At 67.3% G+C, this 15,090-nt stretch carries 17 protein-coding genes; 7 read left to right on the plus strand and 10 right to left on the minus strand.

Annotation, left to right across the window (positions count from 1 at the left end):
• Positions 1-24 precede the first annotated feature (24 nt).
• From AC1U2B_RS00190 to AC1U2B_RS00205, 4 genes are all read right to left on the minus strand, one after another.
• Positions 25-498 carry a hypothetical protein gene (locus AC1U2B_RS00190; RefSeq protein ID WP_480215225.1) on the minus strand — a complete coding sequence of 158 codons (474 nt, stop codon included), beginning with the start codon at positions 496-498 and terminating at the stop codon, positions 25-27.
• A 9-nt stretch (positions 499-507) separates the two neighbouring features.
• A complete protein-coding gene (locus AC1U2B_RS00195; RefSeq protein ID WP_480215226.1) occupies positions 508-1,974 on the minus strand; it encodes a M23 family metallopeptidase in 1,467 nt (488 codons plus the stop codon).
• Positions 1,975-2,226: 252 nt separating this feature from the next.
• On the minus strand, positions 2,227-2,877 hold the full coding sequence (locus tag AC1U2B_RS00200; RefSeq protein WP_480215227.1) for a hypothetical protein: 651 nt from the start codon (positions 2,875-2,877) through the stop codon (positions 2,227-2,229).
• 187 nt (positions 2,878-3,064) lie between these two features.
• Positions 3,065-4,852: an AMP-dependent synthetase/ligase gene (locus AC1U2B_RS00205; protein ID WP_480215722.1), complete on the minus strand. Its 1,788-nt coding sequence runs from the start codon at positions 4,850-4,852 to the stop codon at positions 3,065-3,067.
• Positions 4,853-4,954: 102 nt separating this feature from the next.
• On the opposite strand from AC1U2B_RS00205, the gene AC1U2B_RS00210 reads away from it, so the two are divergent.
• The 5 genes from AC1U2B_RS00210 (at position 4,955) to AC1U2B_RS00230 (ending at position 8,332) form a co-directional block, all read left to right on the plus strand.
• On the plus strand, positions 4,955-5,344 hold the full coding sequence (locus tag AC1U2B_RS00210; protein WP_480215228.1) for a polyketide cyclase / dehydrase and lipid transport: 390 nt from the start codon (positions 4,955-4,957) through the stop codon (positions 5,342-5,344).
• A gap of 105 nt (positions 5,345-5,449) precedes the next feature.
• On the plus strand, positions 5,450-5,887 hold the full coding sequence (locus AC1U2B_RS00215; protein WP_480215229.1) for an SRPBCC family protein: 438 nt from the start codon (positions 5,450-5,452) through the stop codon (positions 5,885-5,887).
• The gene (locus tag AC1U2B_RS00220) at positions 5,883-7,133 is read left to right on the plus strand and encodes an ArsA family ATPase (RefSeq protein ID WP_390892782.1); all 1,251 of its coding nucleotides are present in this window, start codon (positions 5,883-5,885) and stop codon (positions 7,131-7,133) included. The genes AC1U2B_RS00215 and AC1U2B_RS00220 overlap by 5 nt, the downstream gene beginning before the upstream one ends.
• Entirely contained in the window at positions 7,130-7,543 is a 414-nt protein-coding gene (locus AC1U2B_RS00225; RefSeq protein WP_260941200.1) for a hypothetical protein, read from the plus strand. Before AC1U2B_RS00220 ends, AC1U2B_RS00225 begins: the two co-directional genes overlap by 4 nt.
• An 87-nt stretch (positions 7,544-7,630) precedes the next feature.
• Positions 7,631-8,332, plus strand: a complete 702-nt coding sequence (locus AC1U2B_RS00230; RefSeq protein ID WP_480215230.1) for a lysophospholipid acyltransferase family protein — start codon at positions 7,631-7,633, stop codon at positions 8,330-8,332.
• A 1-nt stretch (position 8,333) separates the two neighbouring features.
• Here AC1U2B_RS00230 and AC1U2B_RS00235 read toward each other — a convergent pair whose 3' ends face one another.
• Complete coding sequence (locus tag AC1U2B_RS00235) at positions 8,334-9,593, minus strand: glycosyltransferase 87 family protein (protein ID WP_480215231.1); 1,260 nt, start codon at positions 9,591-9,593, stop codon at positions 8,334-8,336.
• A gap of 112 nt (positions 9,594-9,705) precedes the next feature.
• On the opposite strand from AC1U2B_RS00235, the gene AC1U2B_RS00240 reads away from it, so the two are divergent.
• Both AC1U2B_RS00240 and AC1U2B_RS00245 read left to right on the plus strand, forming a co-directional pair.
• Complete coding sequence (locus tag AC1U2B_RS00240; protein WP_480215232.1) at positions 9,706-10,545, plus strand: hypothetical protein; 840 nt, start codon at positions 9,706-9,708, stop codon at positions 10,543-10,545.
• The gene (locus AC1U2B_RS00245) at positions 10,546-11,040 is read left to right on the plus strand and encodes a polyadenylate-specific 3'-exoribonuclease AS (RefSeq protein ID WP_043403249.1); all 495 of its coding nucleotides are present in this window, start codon (positions 10,546-10,548) and stop codon (positions 11,038-11,040) included. It begins immediately after the preceding gene.
• Between the two features lies 1 nt (position 11,041).
• Here AC1U2B_RS00245 and AC1U2B_RS00250 read toward each other — a convergent pair whose 3' ends face one another.
• The 5 genes from AC1U2B_RS00250 to sigC form a co-directional block, all read right to left on the minus strand.
• Positions 11,042-12,499 carry a copper resistance CopC/CopD family protein gene (locus AC1U2B_RS00250; RefSeq protein ID WP_480215233.1) on the minus strand — a complete coding sequence of 486 codons (1,458 nt, stop codon included), beginning with the start codon at positions 12,497-12,499 and terminating at the stop codon, positions 11,042-11,044.
• Positions 12,496-13,176, minus strand: a complete 681-nt coding sequence (locus AC1U2B_RS00255) for a YcnI family protein (RefSeq protein ID WP_480215234.1) — start codon at positions 13,174-13,176, stop codon at positions 12,496-12,498. Before AC1U2B_RS00255 ends, AC1U2B_RS00250 begins: the two co-directional genes overlap by 4 nt.
• Positions 13,177-13,204: 28 nt before the next feature.
• Positions 13,205-13,774 carry a DUF5134 domain-containing protein gene (locus tag AC1U2B_RS00260; protein WP_480215235.1) on the minus strand — a complete coding sequence of 190 codons (570 nt, stop codon included), beginning with the start codon at positions 13,772-13,774 and terminating at the stop codon, positions 13,205-13,207.
• Between the two features lie 28 nt (positions 13,775-13,802).
• On the minus strand, positions 13,803-14,261 hold the full coding sequence (locus AC1U2B_RS00265; RefSeq protein ID WP_043403245.1) for a hypothetical protein: 459 nt from the start codon (positions 14,259-14,261) through the stop codon (positions 13,803-13,805).
• A gap of 76 nt (positions 14,262-14,337) precedes the next feature.
• A complete protein-coding gene (sigC, locus tag AC1U2B_RS00270) occupies positions 14,338-14,892 on the minus strand; it encodes an RNA polymerase sigma factor SigC (RefSeq protein WP_480215236.1) in 555 nt (184 codons plus the stop codon).
• Positions 14,893-15,090 lie beyond the last annotated feature (198 nt).

Here is a 15,090-nt window from a genome sequence, read left to right on the forward strand (position 1 = left end):
GGCGGTATCGGACGCGGCTACCGCTCACCCGTTACCAGCCACAGGTTGGTTCTCCGCCGGTACGAATACCAGGAACGCGGAAACCACGACTGCGGCGATCAGACCGAAGCCCGGCTTCCACGCACTGTATTCCGCGAATGGACCACCCACACTGGAGATGTAGGCGATCAAGGCAACCGTCGATATCACCCTGTGCTGCAGAGCTACGCGTGAGATGCGCATCAGGTAGAGCCAGCAGAAGATCACGCTGACGCCGAGGGCGATCCATAACCCGATCTTGAGACCCGTACCGGCCTCAATGGACCGGACTGCCGGGTCGAGCATGGTGTACAGCGCGAGTGCTTCGGCCGGGATGTACCGCATCAACTTGTCTGACACACCGGCCAATTCGGGCTTCTGGCCCGGCTGCGTTGGATCCAACTTCGTCCGATCGAATGTCCGGTAATCGGACGTCGGCTTGGTTGTATTCGGAGCGACGATCACCAGGTTTCTGTTCACGGCAGACGCCTACGTCCTGCGTCCACGTGGACGTGGTGTGTCACCTTCGGGTGGCTTCTTGGTAGAACTGTCGCGCGATTTCCTGACTGGTCGCTTTTCTAGCGGCGTCTGTCCGGCCAATTGCCGCAGCCTGGTGAGAATCAGTTCAGCGCGTGCGCGCGCCGCGGCATCCTGCGACGACCGAGCGCATTTAGTGACGAGCTCGACTGCGTCGGGATCGCCGAGCAACGCATCGCGCTCTACCGCTGTGTCGTCTCCGCCGCCACCGTAAACACTGCGCGGGACGACCCGGCGGGGACCGTCCAACGCGAGGACCCGGCTTCGGTCAAACGTGGCGACCGTTTCGGGGACCGCACCCACGTCGATACCGCATACCGCAGCGAAATCCACCGGGTCGCGACCGTCGGCCGAATTCATATCGCAAGGGCCGAACGGCAGGCACCCATTGGGCAACGAGTCGCCATTGCCGTAGCCGTTGTTGTCGGTGTATTGGTGAGCGATCTTGCCGGGGTAGTCCGGATTGAAACCCCATGCAGCCAGGACGATTCCGAGGCCGCCGGGCTTGTCGGGCCACAGCGAGTTCAGGTCACCGGCGGTCCCGTACCCGATGACTCGCCGTGGATCGCCCAGCCATTGGGACAAATCCCAGTACGCGGCGTTCAGCCCTTCCGACTGGTCGCCGCTGATCTTGCCTTCCCAATTCTCGACGTCGATCATCACCGCCATGTGAGGGTGTGGCTCGCCGACCATGTCCTTGATGGTGGCGACGCCAACGTCCCAGTTCGGGTACCACACGAAATAGACGATGAAGAAGTCCAAGGCGCCTTCATCACATTTGCGCTTGCACCAGTCGTAGTTCTGGTCCCAGTTCAGGTCACGGTAGTCACCGTCGCTCGACCGAATGGCGATGACGCGATACGGATACGAGTCGTCGACCGGGACCTGGTGCTCCGATACGTCGGCGTAGATGGTGTCGGTCAGTGCGCTCGCCGTGCGGTGCAGCCCGGCCGACATTCGCGGCGACGTCGGGCCGTTCAAACGCAGCGGTGCCGAGCCATGAAGGCGCCGTGATGCTGAGCCTCTGACGCGCACTGGCGCAATACCTCTGAAGTCTGCGATGGGAGGTTCGCCCGGGTACGGCGCGCCAGCCAGCCACGGCAGGGGGTCGATCTGCGAGCCCCATTCCCAGGAGTACGGATGCACCTCGAAATGCAGGTGTGGGCCTGTCGAATCGCCATTGTTGCCAACGAACGCGATGTGCTGACCGGCCTCCACCCAGTCGCCGAGTTGAAGCCCGGTCTTGTAGGCGTCCCACATGTGTCCATAGACGGTGGCGCCACTTCCCGCATCCGTCGGGTGGTCGATCACAATCCATTGACCGAACCCCTGGGCGACGCCGATCTTGTCGACCACACCGGCTTGTGCCGCATAGATCGGTGCCCCGTCGGGTGCCTCCAGGTCGATACCACGATGCAACGTGCCCCACCGAGGCCCGAAGAGGGAACCCAAATTGAAATCGCCCGCCCGCATGGGCCAGTACCGAGCCATTGCATGCCTCTTTCATGGAAGGGAACATGCACAGTGTTGCACTTGAATGGGACATTCACAGCAAATTCGAAGATGTCACGCAGTTTGGTGAATTGCGTTGGACAACACAGCATTTACACCATCGATCTGGAGTGAACTGCAGTGCAGCAACACTGATCGCTCTCGCTGATCCGCCAAGACTCAGCCGTAGTCGGCCACCACCAACTCGATCTCGCCGGCATCCTGCAGGCGCCTCAGCAGGACCATCGCACCGCATTGAGCACTCACCGCTGCTCCGTCCCACGCACCGTCAGCGACGTATTTGCCGCACACGTAGTGGTTACTGAAGCTCCACAGGTACGGCGACTTCACCTCCGAGTGATGATCGCGATACCCCCAGCCGTTGAAGGCCTCAAGGCAATACGCCACGTGCTGAACAGACCAGTCGGTGACGGCGGTCAGTCCGTCGACTTCCAAGGCGTCGACTGCACTGTCATCCCACGAGAACGGAGGCTCCCCTTCGAGGGGGCGCCCCTCCGGTTCGTTGACGGTGCGGTCCGTCAGAGGGTCGCCGTTATGCAAATGGCAACTGAAGTCGCCGCCGGCTTCGAGACTGTGGATGACCGCGACGACGAACCACGGCACACCGGTGCGGCGCTCGATGTTGAGGTACGCCTCTTTGTCGCCGACGATGCGCTCGACGGTCCAGTCGACATCGGCGAACTTGTCATCATGGATCACCATCTCTGACCACAGGGTCGCGTACTCGTCGCGCACATCGGGAAAATCGACCCACAAGGTCGACACCGCACGTGCCGCCTTGACTTCCGCGTGCTTTCGGACTTCGGCCATCTGAGCCTCCACGGGGGTAGTGACCAGGAATGTTCTATCCGGATCGGTCAACGCATCGTAGGTAGCCCCGCACGCCGATATCGGCAATCGGACAGATGAATGCACGCGTTCTGCACCAATGGCAAAAGCCGCCCCGGATCTACACTGGGACGGCTTTCACTAGCTTCTGGCAAACATCACCTACATGTCAGCTGTAGAGCGCCGCGATCTCGGCGGCGAACTTCTCGGCGACCACCTTGCGCTTGACCTTGAGCGTCGGCGTCAGTTCGCCGGTGTCCTCGGTGAAGTCGACGGGCAGAATCTGGAACTTCCGGATGGCCTCGGCCTTGGACACCGTCTGGTTGGCGTCGTCGACGGCCTTCTGGATCTCGGCGACCAGCGCCGGGTCCGCGGCCAGGTCACCCACCGAAGCGCCGGCGTCCTTACCGTTGCGCTGCTTCCAGCCCTCGAACGCCTCGGGATCGATGGTGATCAGCGCGGCGATGAACGGCTCCTGATCGCCGACGCACATGGCCTGGCTGATCAACGGGTGCGCGCGCATCACGTCTTCCAGCGGGGCCGGGGCGACGTTCTTGCCGCCGGCGGTCACGATGATCTCCTTCTTGCGACCGACGATCGACAGGTAGCCGTCCTCGTCGATGGCGCCGAGGTCACCGGTGTGGAACCACTCGTCGGTGAAGGCCTCGCCGGTGGCGGTCGGGTTCTTCCAATAGCCGCTGAACACCACGCCACCGGAGAGCAGCAGCTCGCCGTCTTCGGCGATGCGCATGTTGTTGCCGGGCACCAGCTTGCCGACGGTGCCGACCTTCAACTCGTTGATCCGGTTGACGGTGATGGCGGCGCTGGTCTCGGTCAGGCCGTAGCCCTCGTAGATGGTGACGCCGACGCCGCGGTAGAAGTGGCCGAGGCGGGCGCCGAGCGGGGCGCCGCCGGAGATGGCGCCGACGCAGTTGCCGCCCAGGGCGGCCTTGAGCTTGCCGTACACCAGCTTGTCGAACACCGTGTGCTTGAGATTGAGCAGCAGACCGGCCCCGCCGGTGTCCTGCGCCTTGCTCCACTCGATGGCCGTGTCGGCGGCGATCTCGAAGATCTTGCCCTTGCCGTCGTTGCGGGCGTTCTGCTCGGCGGTGTTGTAGACCTTCTCGAACACGCGCGGCACCGACACCACCAGCGTCGGCTTGAAGACCCCGAGGATCGGCACCAGGTTCTTGATGTCGCTGGTGAAGCCGAGCGTCACCTGGTTGCTGAAGCCGGCCACCGCGACCGCGCGGGCGAGCACGTGCGCCAGCGGCAGGAACACCAGCAGCTTCTGGCCCTTGGCCAGCAGGTCGGGGAAGCAGGCCTTGACGCCGCGCAGCTCCGAAAGCAGGTTGGCGTGGGTCAGCTGGCAGCCCTTGGGGCGGCCGGTGGTGCCCGAGGTGTAGATCAGGGTGGCCGGGTCGCTCGACTTGATCGCGGCCAGGCGGGTGTCCAGCTCGGCACCGTCCACCGCGGCGCCGGCGGCGGCCAGCTGATCGAGGGCACCGCCGTCGATCACCAGCACCTCACCGAGCGCGGGCACCTCGGCCCGGATCGACTCGATCTTGGCGGCGTGGGCGTCGGCCTCGGCGAATGCCAGGACGGCGCCGGAGTCGGCCAGCACATGCCGGATCTGGTCGGCGGCGGAGGTCTCGTAGATGGGCACCGTCACCGCGCCGATCGACAGGATCGCGAAGTCGATGATCGGCCACTCGTAGCGGGTCGCCGACAGCAGCACCACCCGGTCACCGGGCTTGACGCCCTTGGCGATCAGGCCGAGGGCGGTGGCCCGAACCTGGGCCGCGACTTCTGCGCTGGTCACGTCCGTCCAGGTGTCGCCGACCAGGCGCTGAATGGCTACGTGGTTGGGGTCGCCGCGCTCGAGGGAGTACACCGGGGCGACGACGTTGTCGTACTCGCCGATGGTGAACGATGCCGGAACGCTGAACTCACGCACGGTGTGGCCTTTCGGGTCGTGGCAGTGCACCGACAGCAATGCCGTGCTCAGCGTAGTCGGGTGCTTCATCACACTGTGGGGGCGTATGTGAAGCTGGTGGGGATGAACAGCATCCAGATCGCCGACGAGACCTTCGTGTGTGCCGACCCAGCCGCTGTCGGTGCCGCCGTGGCGAACCCGAGCAGCTGGCGGCGATGGTGGCCGGACCTGTTGCTGACGGTCGTCGAAGACCGCGGTCCGGCGGGGCACCGGTGGACCGTCACCGGCGCGCTGACCGGGACCATGGAGGTCTGGCTGGAAACCGTCATGGACGGTGTCGTGCTGCATTACTTCCTGCACGCCGAGCCGACGGGCGTGTCCGGCGCCGCGCTGGCCGAGCTGAACCTGGCGGAGCTCAACCATCGTCGTCGGGTGGCCGGGAAGAACATGGCTTTCGAGATCAAGACCGACCTCGAGCGGACCCGCCCGGTGGGCGTGTCCCGGTTGGCCTGAGGCTCGCATCACCCGACCAGGGCTGGGCGCTGGCGGTACATTGAGAGCTCGGCAGACGGGCGCCTCGCGCCTGCGCCGGCATCGTTAACTCGGGGAAGTGGACACGTGGCGGATAAGACTGCGCAGACCATCTACATCGACGCCGACCCGGCGACCGTGATGGACGTCATCGCCGATATCGGCTCATACCCGGACTGGGTCGCCGAGTACCCGGAGACCGAGGTGCTGGACGTCTACGCCGACGGTTACCCGAAGACGGCCCGGATGGTCCTCGACGCCACGGTGCTCAAGGACACCATGGTGTTCACCTACCAGTGGCCCGCCGACCGCCGGTCGGTGAGCTGGTCCCTGGTGTCCAGCTCGCTGCTGAAGGCCCTCGAAGGCACATACCGCTTGGCGCCCAAGGGTTCTGGCACCGACGTGACGTACGAACTTTCGGTCGACCTGATCATCCCGATGATCGGATTGCTCAAACGCAAGGCAGAGCGCCGCCTGACCGACACGGCGCTCAAGGACCTGAAGAAGCGAGTCGAGTCTGATTGACACGGACCCTGCTGGGCGCGCCCGGATCAGTCTGTTCGTCGGTAAGGGTGGAGTAGGCAAGTCGACGGTGGCCACGGCCACCGCGGTGCGTGATGCCCGGGCCGGGCAGCGGGTGCTGATCGTGTCGACGGACCAGGCCCACTCCACGGGCGACGTGCTCGGCGCCGACGTCCAGCCGACCGGCCTACGGGTGCCGACGCAGGTGCCCGTCGACGACGGCGCCGGCGTCATGCTCGATGCCCTGGCGCTGGACACCCTGGCGCTGCTGGAGGCCCGGTGGCGCGAGGTGGCCGCGGTACTGGTCGCCCGGTTCCCGGAGTCCGATGTGGGAGACGTTGCGCCGGAGGAACTTTCGGCACTGCCCGGGATTCAGGAGGTGCTGGGGCTGCACGAGGTCGCGGAGCTGGCGGCCTCGGGCAACTGGGACCACGTGATCGTCGACTGCGCCTCGACCGCCGACGCCATGCGGATGCTGACACTGCCCGCGGCGTTCGCCCTGTACCTGGAGAAGGCCTGGCCACGGCACCGGCGGCTGTCGGTCGGCCTGGCCGATGCCAAGACGATCGCCATGGTGACCCTCGTCGAGCGCCTCGCCGGCGCCACCGAGGCGCTGGGCGAGCTGCTGGACCAGCCCGACGTCACCGCGCACCTGGTGCTCACCCCGGAACGGGTGGTGGTGGCCGAGGCAGTGCGGACGCTGGCGTCGCTCACCTTGATGGGTGTGCACGTGTCCGAGCTGATCGTGAATCAGGTTCTGATCCAAGACGATTCGTACGAGTACGTGAACCTGCCCGCGCACCCCGCCTTCGACTGGTACGCCGAGCGCATCGCCGAGCAGCGCAGCATGCTCAGCGACCTGGATGCCGCCGTCGGCGACGTGCGTCTGGTGCTGGTGCCGCACTTGGCCGGCGAGCCCATCGGGCCGAAGGCGCTGGGGGAGTTGCTGGAGGCGTCGCGGCTGCGGCACGGCGCCCCGCCGCCCGCCCCGCCGCGCCCCATCGTCGACCGCGAATCGGGCTCAGGATTGGCCGCTGTCTACCGGCTACGGATAGAATTGCCGCAAATCGACCCGGAGTCGCTGACCCTGGGCCGCGTCGACGATGACCTCATCATCGGCTCGGGTGGTACCCGGCGCCGGGTCCCGTTGGCATCTGTCCTGCGCCGTTGCATCGTGACCGGCGCGTCATTGCGCGGCTGCGAACTGACTGTCCGTTTTCGCCCCGACCCGGAGGTGTGGCCCAAGTGACGCACACCAATTTCGGGGCTGAATCCCTCGGCGACCTACCGATGGACCTGCGGCTGCTGGCCCAGGCCCTCATCGACAAGATCGACCCCGTGGTGCGGCTGTCCGTGGCGATGCTCGCCGACGGTGAGAATCCCAGTGACTGCAACCAGGTGTGGTGCCCGGTGTGCGCACTGGTCGCGTTGGCCAACGACGAACAGCATCCGATGCTGACGGCAATCGCCCAACACAGCACCACCTTTCTGGACGCGGTGCGCGCCGCGCTCGCCGACCAGGGGCCCGCCGGCCCGCACCCGGAGCCGCCGACGGATCCGTCCGGTCCGGGTGGCAAACACCGTCAGGCCGACGAGCCGCCGACGAGTCCTACAGAACCGGGTCGTTACCAGTCCATCCCGGTCTCTGTAGAGGAATAACCAGTCCGCCGCGGGCTGTGGTCCGGCCGACAGTCGCGGGTAAGGTTGTCGCAGGGCACCGTCCGGGCGCCTGCAGCGGGAGGTTCGATGTTCTTCTGGTTGTACAAGTACATCTTGATGGGCCCGTTGCTGCGTCTGCTGGGCCGTCCGAAAGTCACGGGGCTCGAATACGTCCCCGATCACGGCCCTGTGCTGCTGGCCAGTAATCACCTGGCTGTCGTCGACAGTTTCTACCTGCCGCTGGTGCTGCGCCGCCGGATCTTCTTCCTGGCCAAGGCCGAGTACTTCACCGGTACCGGGATCAAGGGCAAGCTGATCAAGTTCTTCTATTCGTCGACCGGTCAGGTGCCGATCGACCGCACCAATGCCGATTCCGCGGCCGATGCGTTAACCGCCGCGGCCAAGATCCTGGACAAGGGCAAGCTGCTCGGCATGTATCCCGAGGGCACTCGTTCTCCCGACGGCAAGCTGTACAAGGGCAAGACCGGCCTGGCCCGCATCGCGCTGGAGACCGGCATCCCCGTCATTCCCGTCGCGATGATCAACACCGACGTGGTGAACCCGCCGGGCAGCAAGATGTGGCATTTCGCCCGCGTCGAGGTGAAGTTCGGCAAGCCGATGGACTTCCGCCGCTTCGAGGGCCTGGCCGGTAACCGGTTCATCGAGCGTGCCGTGATCGACGAGGTCATGTACGAGCTGATGCGCTTGTCCGGCCAGGAGTACGTCGACCTCTACGCAGCGGACGTCAAAGAGGGAAAAACCCCGCCGGCCGCGATCAAAGCGGGCTGAGCTAGGTCGTCGCCGAGATCGGCGCGACGTGCTCGGTGGCGGCGGCTGACGGCGTGCCGCGGCCGGTGATGGTGCCCGCCGCGGCGATGACGGCCAGTCCCCACCACACGTAGGAGCTACCGACCACCTGGCGCCACAGCGTCGCGTCCACCTCGTGGTGCTCGGGCAGCAGCCGGATCGGGGTACAGACCAGCAGGAACACCCCGACGGCGCTGACCGCCGCGAGGGCGGCGCTGCGTTGCCGGTAGGCGAGCACCGTGATGGTCACCAAGGTCGGCACGACCCACACCCAGTGGTGCGACCACGACACCGGCGACACCACCAGGCCGAACATCGCCACGCACATCAGGGCCAGCACCGGCTGTCCCGCGCGCAGCACCCGATGTGCCGCCCACACCGTCAGCGCCAGCACCGCGAAGCACAGCACCACCCAGACCACGAATCGCGGCGTCGCCGACATCCCGAACCGGGCCAGCGTGCCCGAGATGTTCTGGTTGGTGTTCAGCGTCGCGGTGCCGATGCGGTCGGTGTTGCGGACCGTCTTGGTCCAGTACTCCCACGAGTCGCCCCACGCCAGGGCGAACGCGAACAGCGTCACCGCGACCGACGCCGCCACCGTGGTCAGCAGCGCGCGGAAATCGCGACGCAGCAGGAAATACAGCAGGAACACGGCCGGGGTCAGTTTGAGGGCGATCGCCACCCCGAGCAGGACACCGCGGGGCCAGGGCGTGCGGCGGGGGACGCAGTCGGCGATCACCAGCGTCATCAGGACGACGTTGATCTGACCGAAGTTGAAGTTGGACCGCACCGGTTCGAGGAACAGCACGGCTGGTCCGACGATGGCGGCGGCCAGCCAGCAGCGGCGGACCAGCGCCGAGCCGCCGAGCTGCGACTGCGGCCAGACGTCCAGCCTGGTCAGCACGATCACGATGGACACCAGCAACAACACGAACGTCGTCACCGTGATGGCCACGCTGGCCCCGGGCAGGGGGAGCCAGGCGAACGGCGCGAACATGATCGCGGCCAGCGGCGGGTAGGTGAACGGCAGGTCGATGCCCGCCTCGGTGTGGAAGATCGTGCTCTCGTTGTACAGCGGGGTGTTGTTCAGCCAGGCACGGCCGCCCATGCGGTACACGTCGATGTCGATTCGGTACGGCGTGTGGCCCAGCAGCCGCCAGGCGCCCCATACCAACGTCAACGCGGCCAGCAACTGCAACAGCCGCCAGGCCAAGGTGGGCCGCAACCCGGGTCTGATACGCATCTCGCCGGACAGCCTATCGGGGGGACCGGCGCGTCGGCGCCCTGCGGGGCAGTGACACGCATACACGGGCGTAAGTTTCTTCACCGTGCGGTCGCCCCTACCTACGGAGTTCGTGTCCAGTGGGCGGCTGCCGTTGTTGTGGTGCCTGATTGCGTTCATCTTGACGTTTTTCGTCACCCGCACCGTGGTCCGTTATATCCGGGCCCACGCCGACAACCCGGCGCCGCGCAAATGGTGGCAGCCGCGCAACATCGGCCACGGCAGCCTCCACATCCATCACGTGGTGATCGGCATCGTGCTGGTGATGGTGTCCGGGGTGACGATGGTGACGCTGGCGGTCGACGGCGGCGTCCCCGAATTCACCGTGGCGGCAATCTTTTTCGGTATCGGTGCGGCCCTGGTCCTGGACGAGTTCGCGCTGATCCTGCACCTGTCCGACGTGTACTGGGCCGAGGACGGCCGGACGTCGGTGGACGCGGTGTTCGTCGCCGTTGCGGTGGCGGGACTGCTGGTCCTGGGATTCAACCCGCTGTCGTTCTTCGACATCACGGTCTGGCGGGACGACCAGGACGTGACCGCCCGGATCGTGGTGGTGGCGCTGGCCCTGGTCACCCTGGCGATGGCGGTCATCGTGCTGCTCAAGGGCAAGGTGTGGACCGGCCTGATCGGGATGTTCATCACACCGCTGCTGGTCATCGGCGCGATCCGGCTGTCGCGACCGCACGCGCCGTGGGCCCGTTGGCGGTACACGAGCCGGCCCCGGAAGATGCACAAAGCGCTGGAACGCGAGCGATGGCTGCGCCGGCCGGTGGTGCGGGCGAAGCTGTGGTTACAGGATGCGATCGCGGGTATGCCAAAGTTTCCCGACGACGCGGCCGTGGACCAACAGCTCGACCGCGAGATCCATGCGGCACCCGCGCCGCCGGACCGAATCCCGACCGAGGTTGCCTGAATGAAGTACTTCTACGACACCGAGTTCATCGACGACGGCCGCACCATCGAGCTGATCTCGATCGGTGTGGCCGCCGAGGACGGACGCGAGTATTACGCCGTCTCCTCGGAGTTCGACCCGGACCGGGCGGGTTCCTGGGTGCGCAAGAACGTGTTGCCGAAGCTGCCGTCGCCGTCGTCGAAGGTGTGGCGCTCGCGGCGCCAGATCCGGTCGGACCTGGAGGACTTCTTCAACATCGACGGCGACGAGCCGATCGAACTGTGGGCCTGGGTCGGCGCCTACGACCACGTGGTGCTGTGCCAGTTGTGGGGTCCGATGGCCGACCTGCCGCCGGCCATGCCGCGCTTCACCCGGGAGCTGCGGCAGTTCTGGGAGGACTGCGGCAGCCCGCGGATGCCGGCACGGCCGCGCGACTCGCACGACGCGCTCGTCGACGCGCGGCACAACCTGGACCGCTATCGGTTGATCGCCGAAATGATGACAGCGCCCCGGTAACTCACCAAGCGCGGAACGGCACGCTGGTGACGGCGGCGTCGTTCGCGCCGAACTGCACCGTCAGCTGCAGCGTCCACAGCCCGGGCCGCGGCGCGGTCGCATAGGTGCTGTGCCAGCGGCCGTCCGGACCCGCGGTGAACCGCACGGGCAGAGAGGCGATCTCGGCACTCGACAGGGTGCCGCGCATCGCGGTCGCGCCGGGCGCGGTGATATCGATCGGGATGGCGCCGTGCCGGGTGGTGTCGAGATGCACCTGCGCCTGACGGCCCTGATCCAACGCGGCGGTGGCGGTGAGCGGTGGGCCGTAGGTGGTGCGGGCCGGTGGCTCGCCGGTGAGCACCGTGGTCAGCACCAGCACCAGCACCGCGAGGGCGGTTTCCAGTGGCACGGTGCGGCGCAGCCGCTCGGGCGTGAGTCGGCGCCGGCCCAGATATGCCAGAGCGGCCATCAGTGTCACCAGGAAAACCTTGGCGCACAAGACCATTCCGTAGCCGGTCGACCACAACGATTCGATGGGCGACACCTGACGCCAGGCCTGGTACTCGCCGGTGAGCAGTACCGCCGCGACGCAGCCGAACGCCACCCGGGACCACCGCTGCAGCTCGTCGCTGCGCCGAGCCGGCAGGACGACCAACGTCAGGACGCACAGTCCGCCCACCCACAGCGCCATGGCCAGTAGGTGGATGGTGGTGACGGCGGTGGCCAGCCACGGGTCGGGCCCGGCCGCGGCGTGCCCCGAGGCGGCGATGCCGACCGCGAGCCAGCCGGCGGCGACGGCGAAGAGCGGCGTCCCCACCCGGGCGTTGCGGACCAGCGCTATCGCCGCCACACCCAGCAGCGCCACCTGGACATAGCGCCCCGTGCCGGTCGTGACGGTGTCGATGACGGTCGCGGCGGCCAGCAGCACCCAGCCCGTGCCGGCCAGGATGCGGGTCCGGCCCAGCGCGAGTGCCCACCCCCACACCAATCGGGCCGCCGCGAGGACTCCGACGCACAACGCCAGGCCGGTGTACTTGAGACCGCGCGCGACATCCGATGCAGTCGATGAGGAGACGACCGGACGAGCCTCCGGCGGTGCATCCGGCGCCTGCTGCACGCCGAAGCTCACCGAGCCGGACACCTCGTGGCCGTCGGCCGACATCAGCCGCCAGGTGGCGGTGTAGCTGCCGCGCGGCAGGTCCGGCGGCAGCTCCAGCTCGACGGCGGTGTTACCCGACTGCTGCCGCACCGCCCGGTCGACCCGGACACCGGAGTTCGAAATCACCTGTACCGCACCGGGAATCAGGCGAACCGACTCGTCGAAGGTAAGGGTGACCCGGCTCGGCGCGGCCGGCAGGGTGGCGCCGTCGACGGGATCGCTGGAGACCAGGACGGCGTGCGCGTGCGCGACGGGAGCCGGCAGCAGGAGCGCGAGCAGAGCCGCGAGCAGGACGACCGGCAGCGCGGTGACCGATCTCAATTCTTTCGTCGTGACATCGCCAGGTTAGCGATCCCCAGCAGCAGCGCGACCACCGACACGGCCAGCGCCGTCAGACCCGGCCACGCCGGTGCCGCGGACGCGGGGGCAGCGGCCGCGGGTCGGTCGTGGTCGCCGCCGCCGGCAGGCTTCAGGTGCAGGGCGGGCGCCGGGTGCTCGGGCTCGGGCTGCCCCGGGTTGGCCTTCTCGTTCCAGTTCACGACCTTGCCGTCGCTGTAGGTCTGCACCGCGGGCAGCGACAGCGTGTTGACCTTGGGCAGCGGGCCGGCCGAGATGGCGAAGACGTTGAACTGATGCGGCGGGATGGCCGCGTCCGGTGCGGTGGCCTTCCATTCGACGGCCGAGACGTACTCGGTGACCTCGACGCCGTCGTCGTCCTTCTGTGGGGTGGGCAGCTTCTTCTTGGTGAGGGTGGCCGTCCAGCCCGCCTTCTGCTGGGTGCTGACCGAGATGATCGGCTGGTCGTCGGGCAGCACGACCAACAGGGCAGTGGTGGACGCGGTGTCCGACTCGGTCGGGACGCGGAAGTTCAGCACGCCCCAGCCACCCTGGGTGGCGTCGCCCGTCACCTTGACGTGGGCTGCAGCCGGTGCGGCCAGGGCAACGGCGCAGGCGGCCGTCGCAGTGATGGCGGCGACGGTCTGAAAAGGCATGGTCATTGAGAGTCCTTTCGGGGCAATGCGAGGGCTAGAGGGCCATGACAGCGAAGGTGGCGCTCATTCCGAGCGCCATGAGCAGGTCGCCGTACGGGCGCTTCGGCCCGCGTACCAGCAGATAGAACCACCACAATGCGGCGACGCAGAACGCGACCGCGAGCGCGGCGCACACCACGACGAGCCAGACCGGGGGAGTCACGGCGACGGCGCCGTGACCGAGATGCGCGCTGTGCGGACCCGAGGCCTGAGCTTCCGCACTGGCCACTGCGACCGGCAGTCCGGCGTTCGGGGCCATGAGCAGGCCCATCAGCGCCATCGCGGCCATCATCGCGCAGTGGTAGACGGGGTGCGGCAGGTCGAACCCGAACAGTGCCAGATAGGCGAAATACAGCGCACCGGCGGTGAACACCAGGACGTACAGCAGCGGTGACACCCGCATACCGGCCGGCCACAGCATCGCGATCATGCCCACCGACGCCACCGCGTGCATCGCCCCGACCCCGCGCTGCTGGGGTGCGCGCCGTCCGGCGCCCGCGAACAGCAGCGCCGCCACCGCGAACACGGCGGTCAGCGCCCAGCGCACGGCGGAGTCGGCGAGCACGCTGTCATTAGTCGTATGAAACCGGTCTTCAGTTCCCGGCGGCCTTGGCCCGCATGTCGGGTTGCGACCGGTCCAGCGGTGTCAGTGCCACGCCCAGCCAGCAGACTGCCAGTACCGCGGCTGCTACGAAGCCGGCCAGCGGCCACCACACGGCGACGCGAGCCGGCGACGTCTGGCACCACCAGACCGCACCGAATCCCGCCGCAGTGGCCACGCCCGACAGGTACAGCGCCGCGCAGCATACGCGAAACCGCTTGCGCCACAGCGCTGTTGCTGATGCCACCGCGGCCAGGGTGAAGAGCACGGCGACGACCTTCAGTACCCACCGATGAGTTTCGGACCAGCAGATGCCGGCGGACACCGCGAGTACGACGACCGCGACGGCGGTGGGGTAGCGGCGCGCAGGGCCGATCCAGACCTCGTCGAACACCCGTCGCCCGATGGCGCTCAGGGTGTGTTCGAGGTCGATGGTGTGGCGGGTGGACAAGCCCAACTCCGTTCAGTCTGCAGAACAGTCTCGCAGAGTTGGTCGGATGGGTGGGGGCGCGGGTTCCGCGGCCGGCTCAGCCCGCGCTCTGGTCCTGATTCCCTGCCTTCAGCAGGTCGTCGCGGGCCCGGGCGACCCGGGAACGGATGGTGCCGACGGGACAGCCACAGATTTCGGCGGCCTCGGCGTAGGACAGGCCCAGCACCTGGGTCAGCAGGAGGGCTTCCCGGCGGTCTGAGTCCACGCCGTCGAGCAGCATGCGAATTTCGACGATGTCCTCGAACCGGGCGGTCGGCTGGTGCATGTCGACGACGGTCTCGGGTTCGACGGCGGCGCTGCTGCGCGGGCGGCACTGCTTGCGCCGGATGTGGTCCACGACGACGCGGCGGGCGATCGACAACAGCCAGGTGCGGGCGGTCGACCGGCCGCGGAACCGGGGCAGCGAGCCGAGGGCCCGCAGGTAGGTCTCCTGCGTCAGGTCGTCGGCGTTGCCGGGCTCGTCGAGATAGGCGACGGTGCGCCAGACATCGCGCTGGGTAGCCTTGATGAACTGGTCCAATGCGGCGCGATCGCCCCGACCGGCAGCCAGAGCCAGGCGGGTCACTTCATCGTCGTCGCCGCGGCTGTTCACGGCCCGACCATATGCGACTGTTGCCGGGAACTCACAGCCGGGCACGTCCGACCAATGTTTTGGGTAGCTCCCGCTTCGCGGGGACAATAGGAGGATGATGACGGCCAGCTCGGTCAGCACAGTGGTGGGCAGCGCGGTCGACGCTGCCGCAACCGTTGACGACAGTGCGGCCGCGCGTCGGGTGCAGCTCGACGTGAC

Source organism: Mycolicibacterium sp. P4_G11 (genome assembly GCF_056555145.1).

Coding starts and splice junctions, on each gene's coding strand:
- AC1U2B_RS00200 (WP_480215227.1), bottom strand. CDS start 2,877: ATGGCCGAAGTCCGAAAGCACGCGGAAGTCAAGGCGGCACGTGCGGTG.
- AC1U2B_RS00210 (WP_480215228.1), top strand. CDS start 4,955: ATGAACAGCATCCAGATCGCCGACGAGACCTTCGTGTGTGCCGACCCA.
- AC1U2B_RS00230 (WP_480215230.1), top strand. CDS start 7,631: ATGTTCTTCTGGTTGTACAAGTACATCTTGATGGGCCCGTTGCTGCGT.
- AC1U2B_RS00235 (WP_480215231.1), bottom strand. CDS start 9,593: ATGCGTATCAGACCCGGGTTGCGGCCCACCTTGGCCTGGCGGCTGTTG.
- AC1U2B_RS00245 (WP_043403249.1), top strand. CDS start 10,546: ATGAAGTACTTCTACGACACCGAGTTCATCGACGACGGCCGCACCATC.
- AC1U2B_RS00255 (WP_480215234.1), bottom strand. CDS start 13,176: ATGACCATGCCTTTTCAGACCGTCGCCGCCATCACTGCGACGGCCGCC.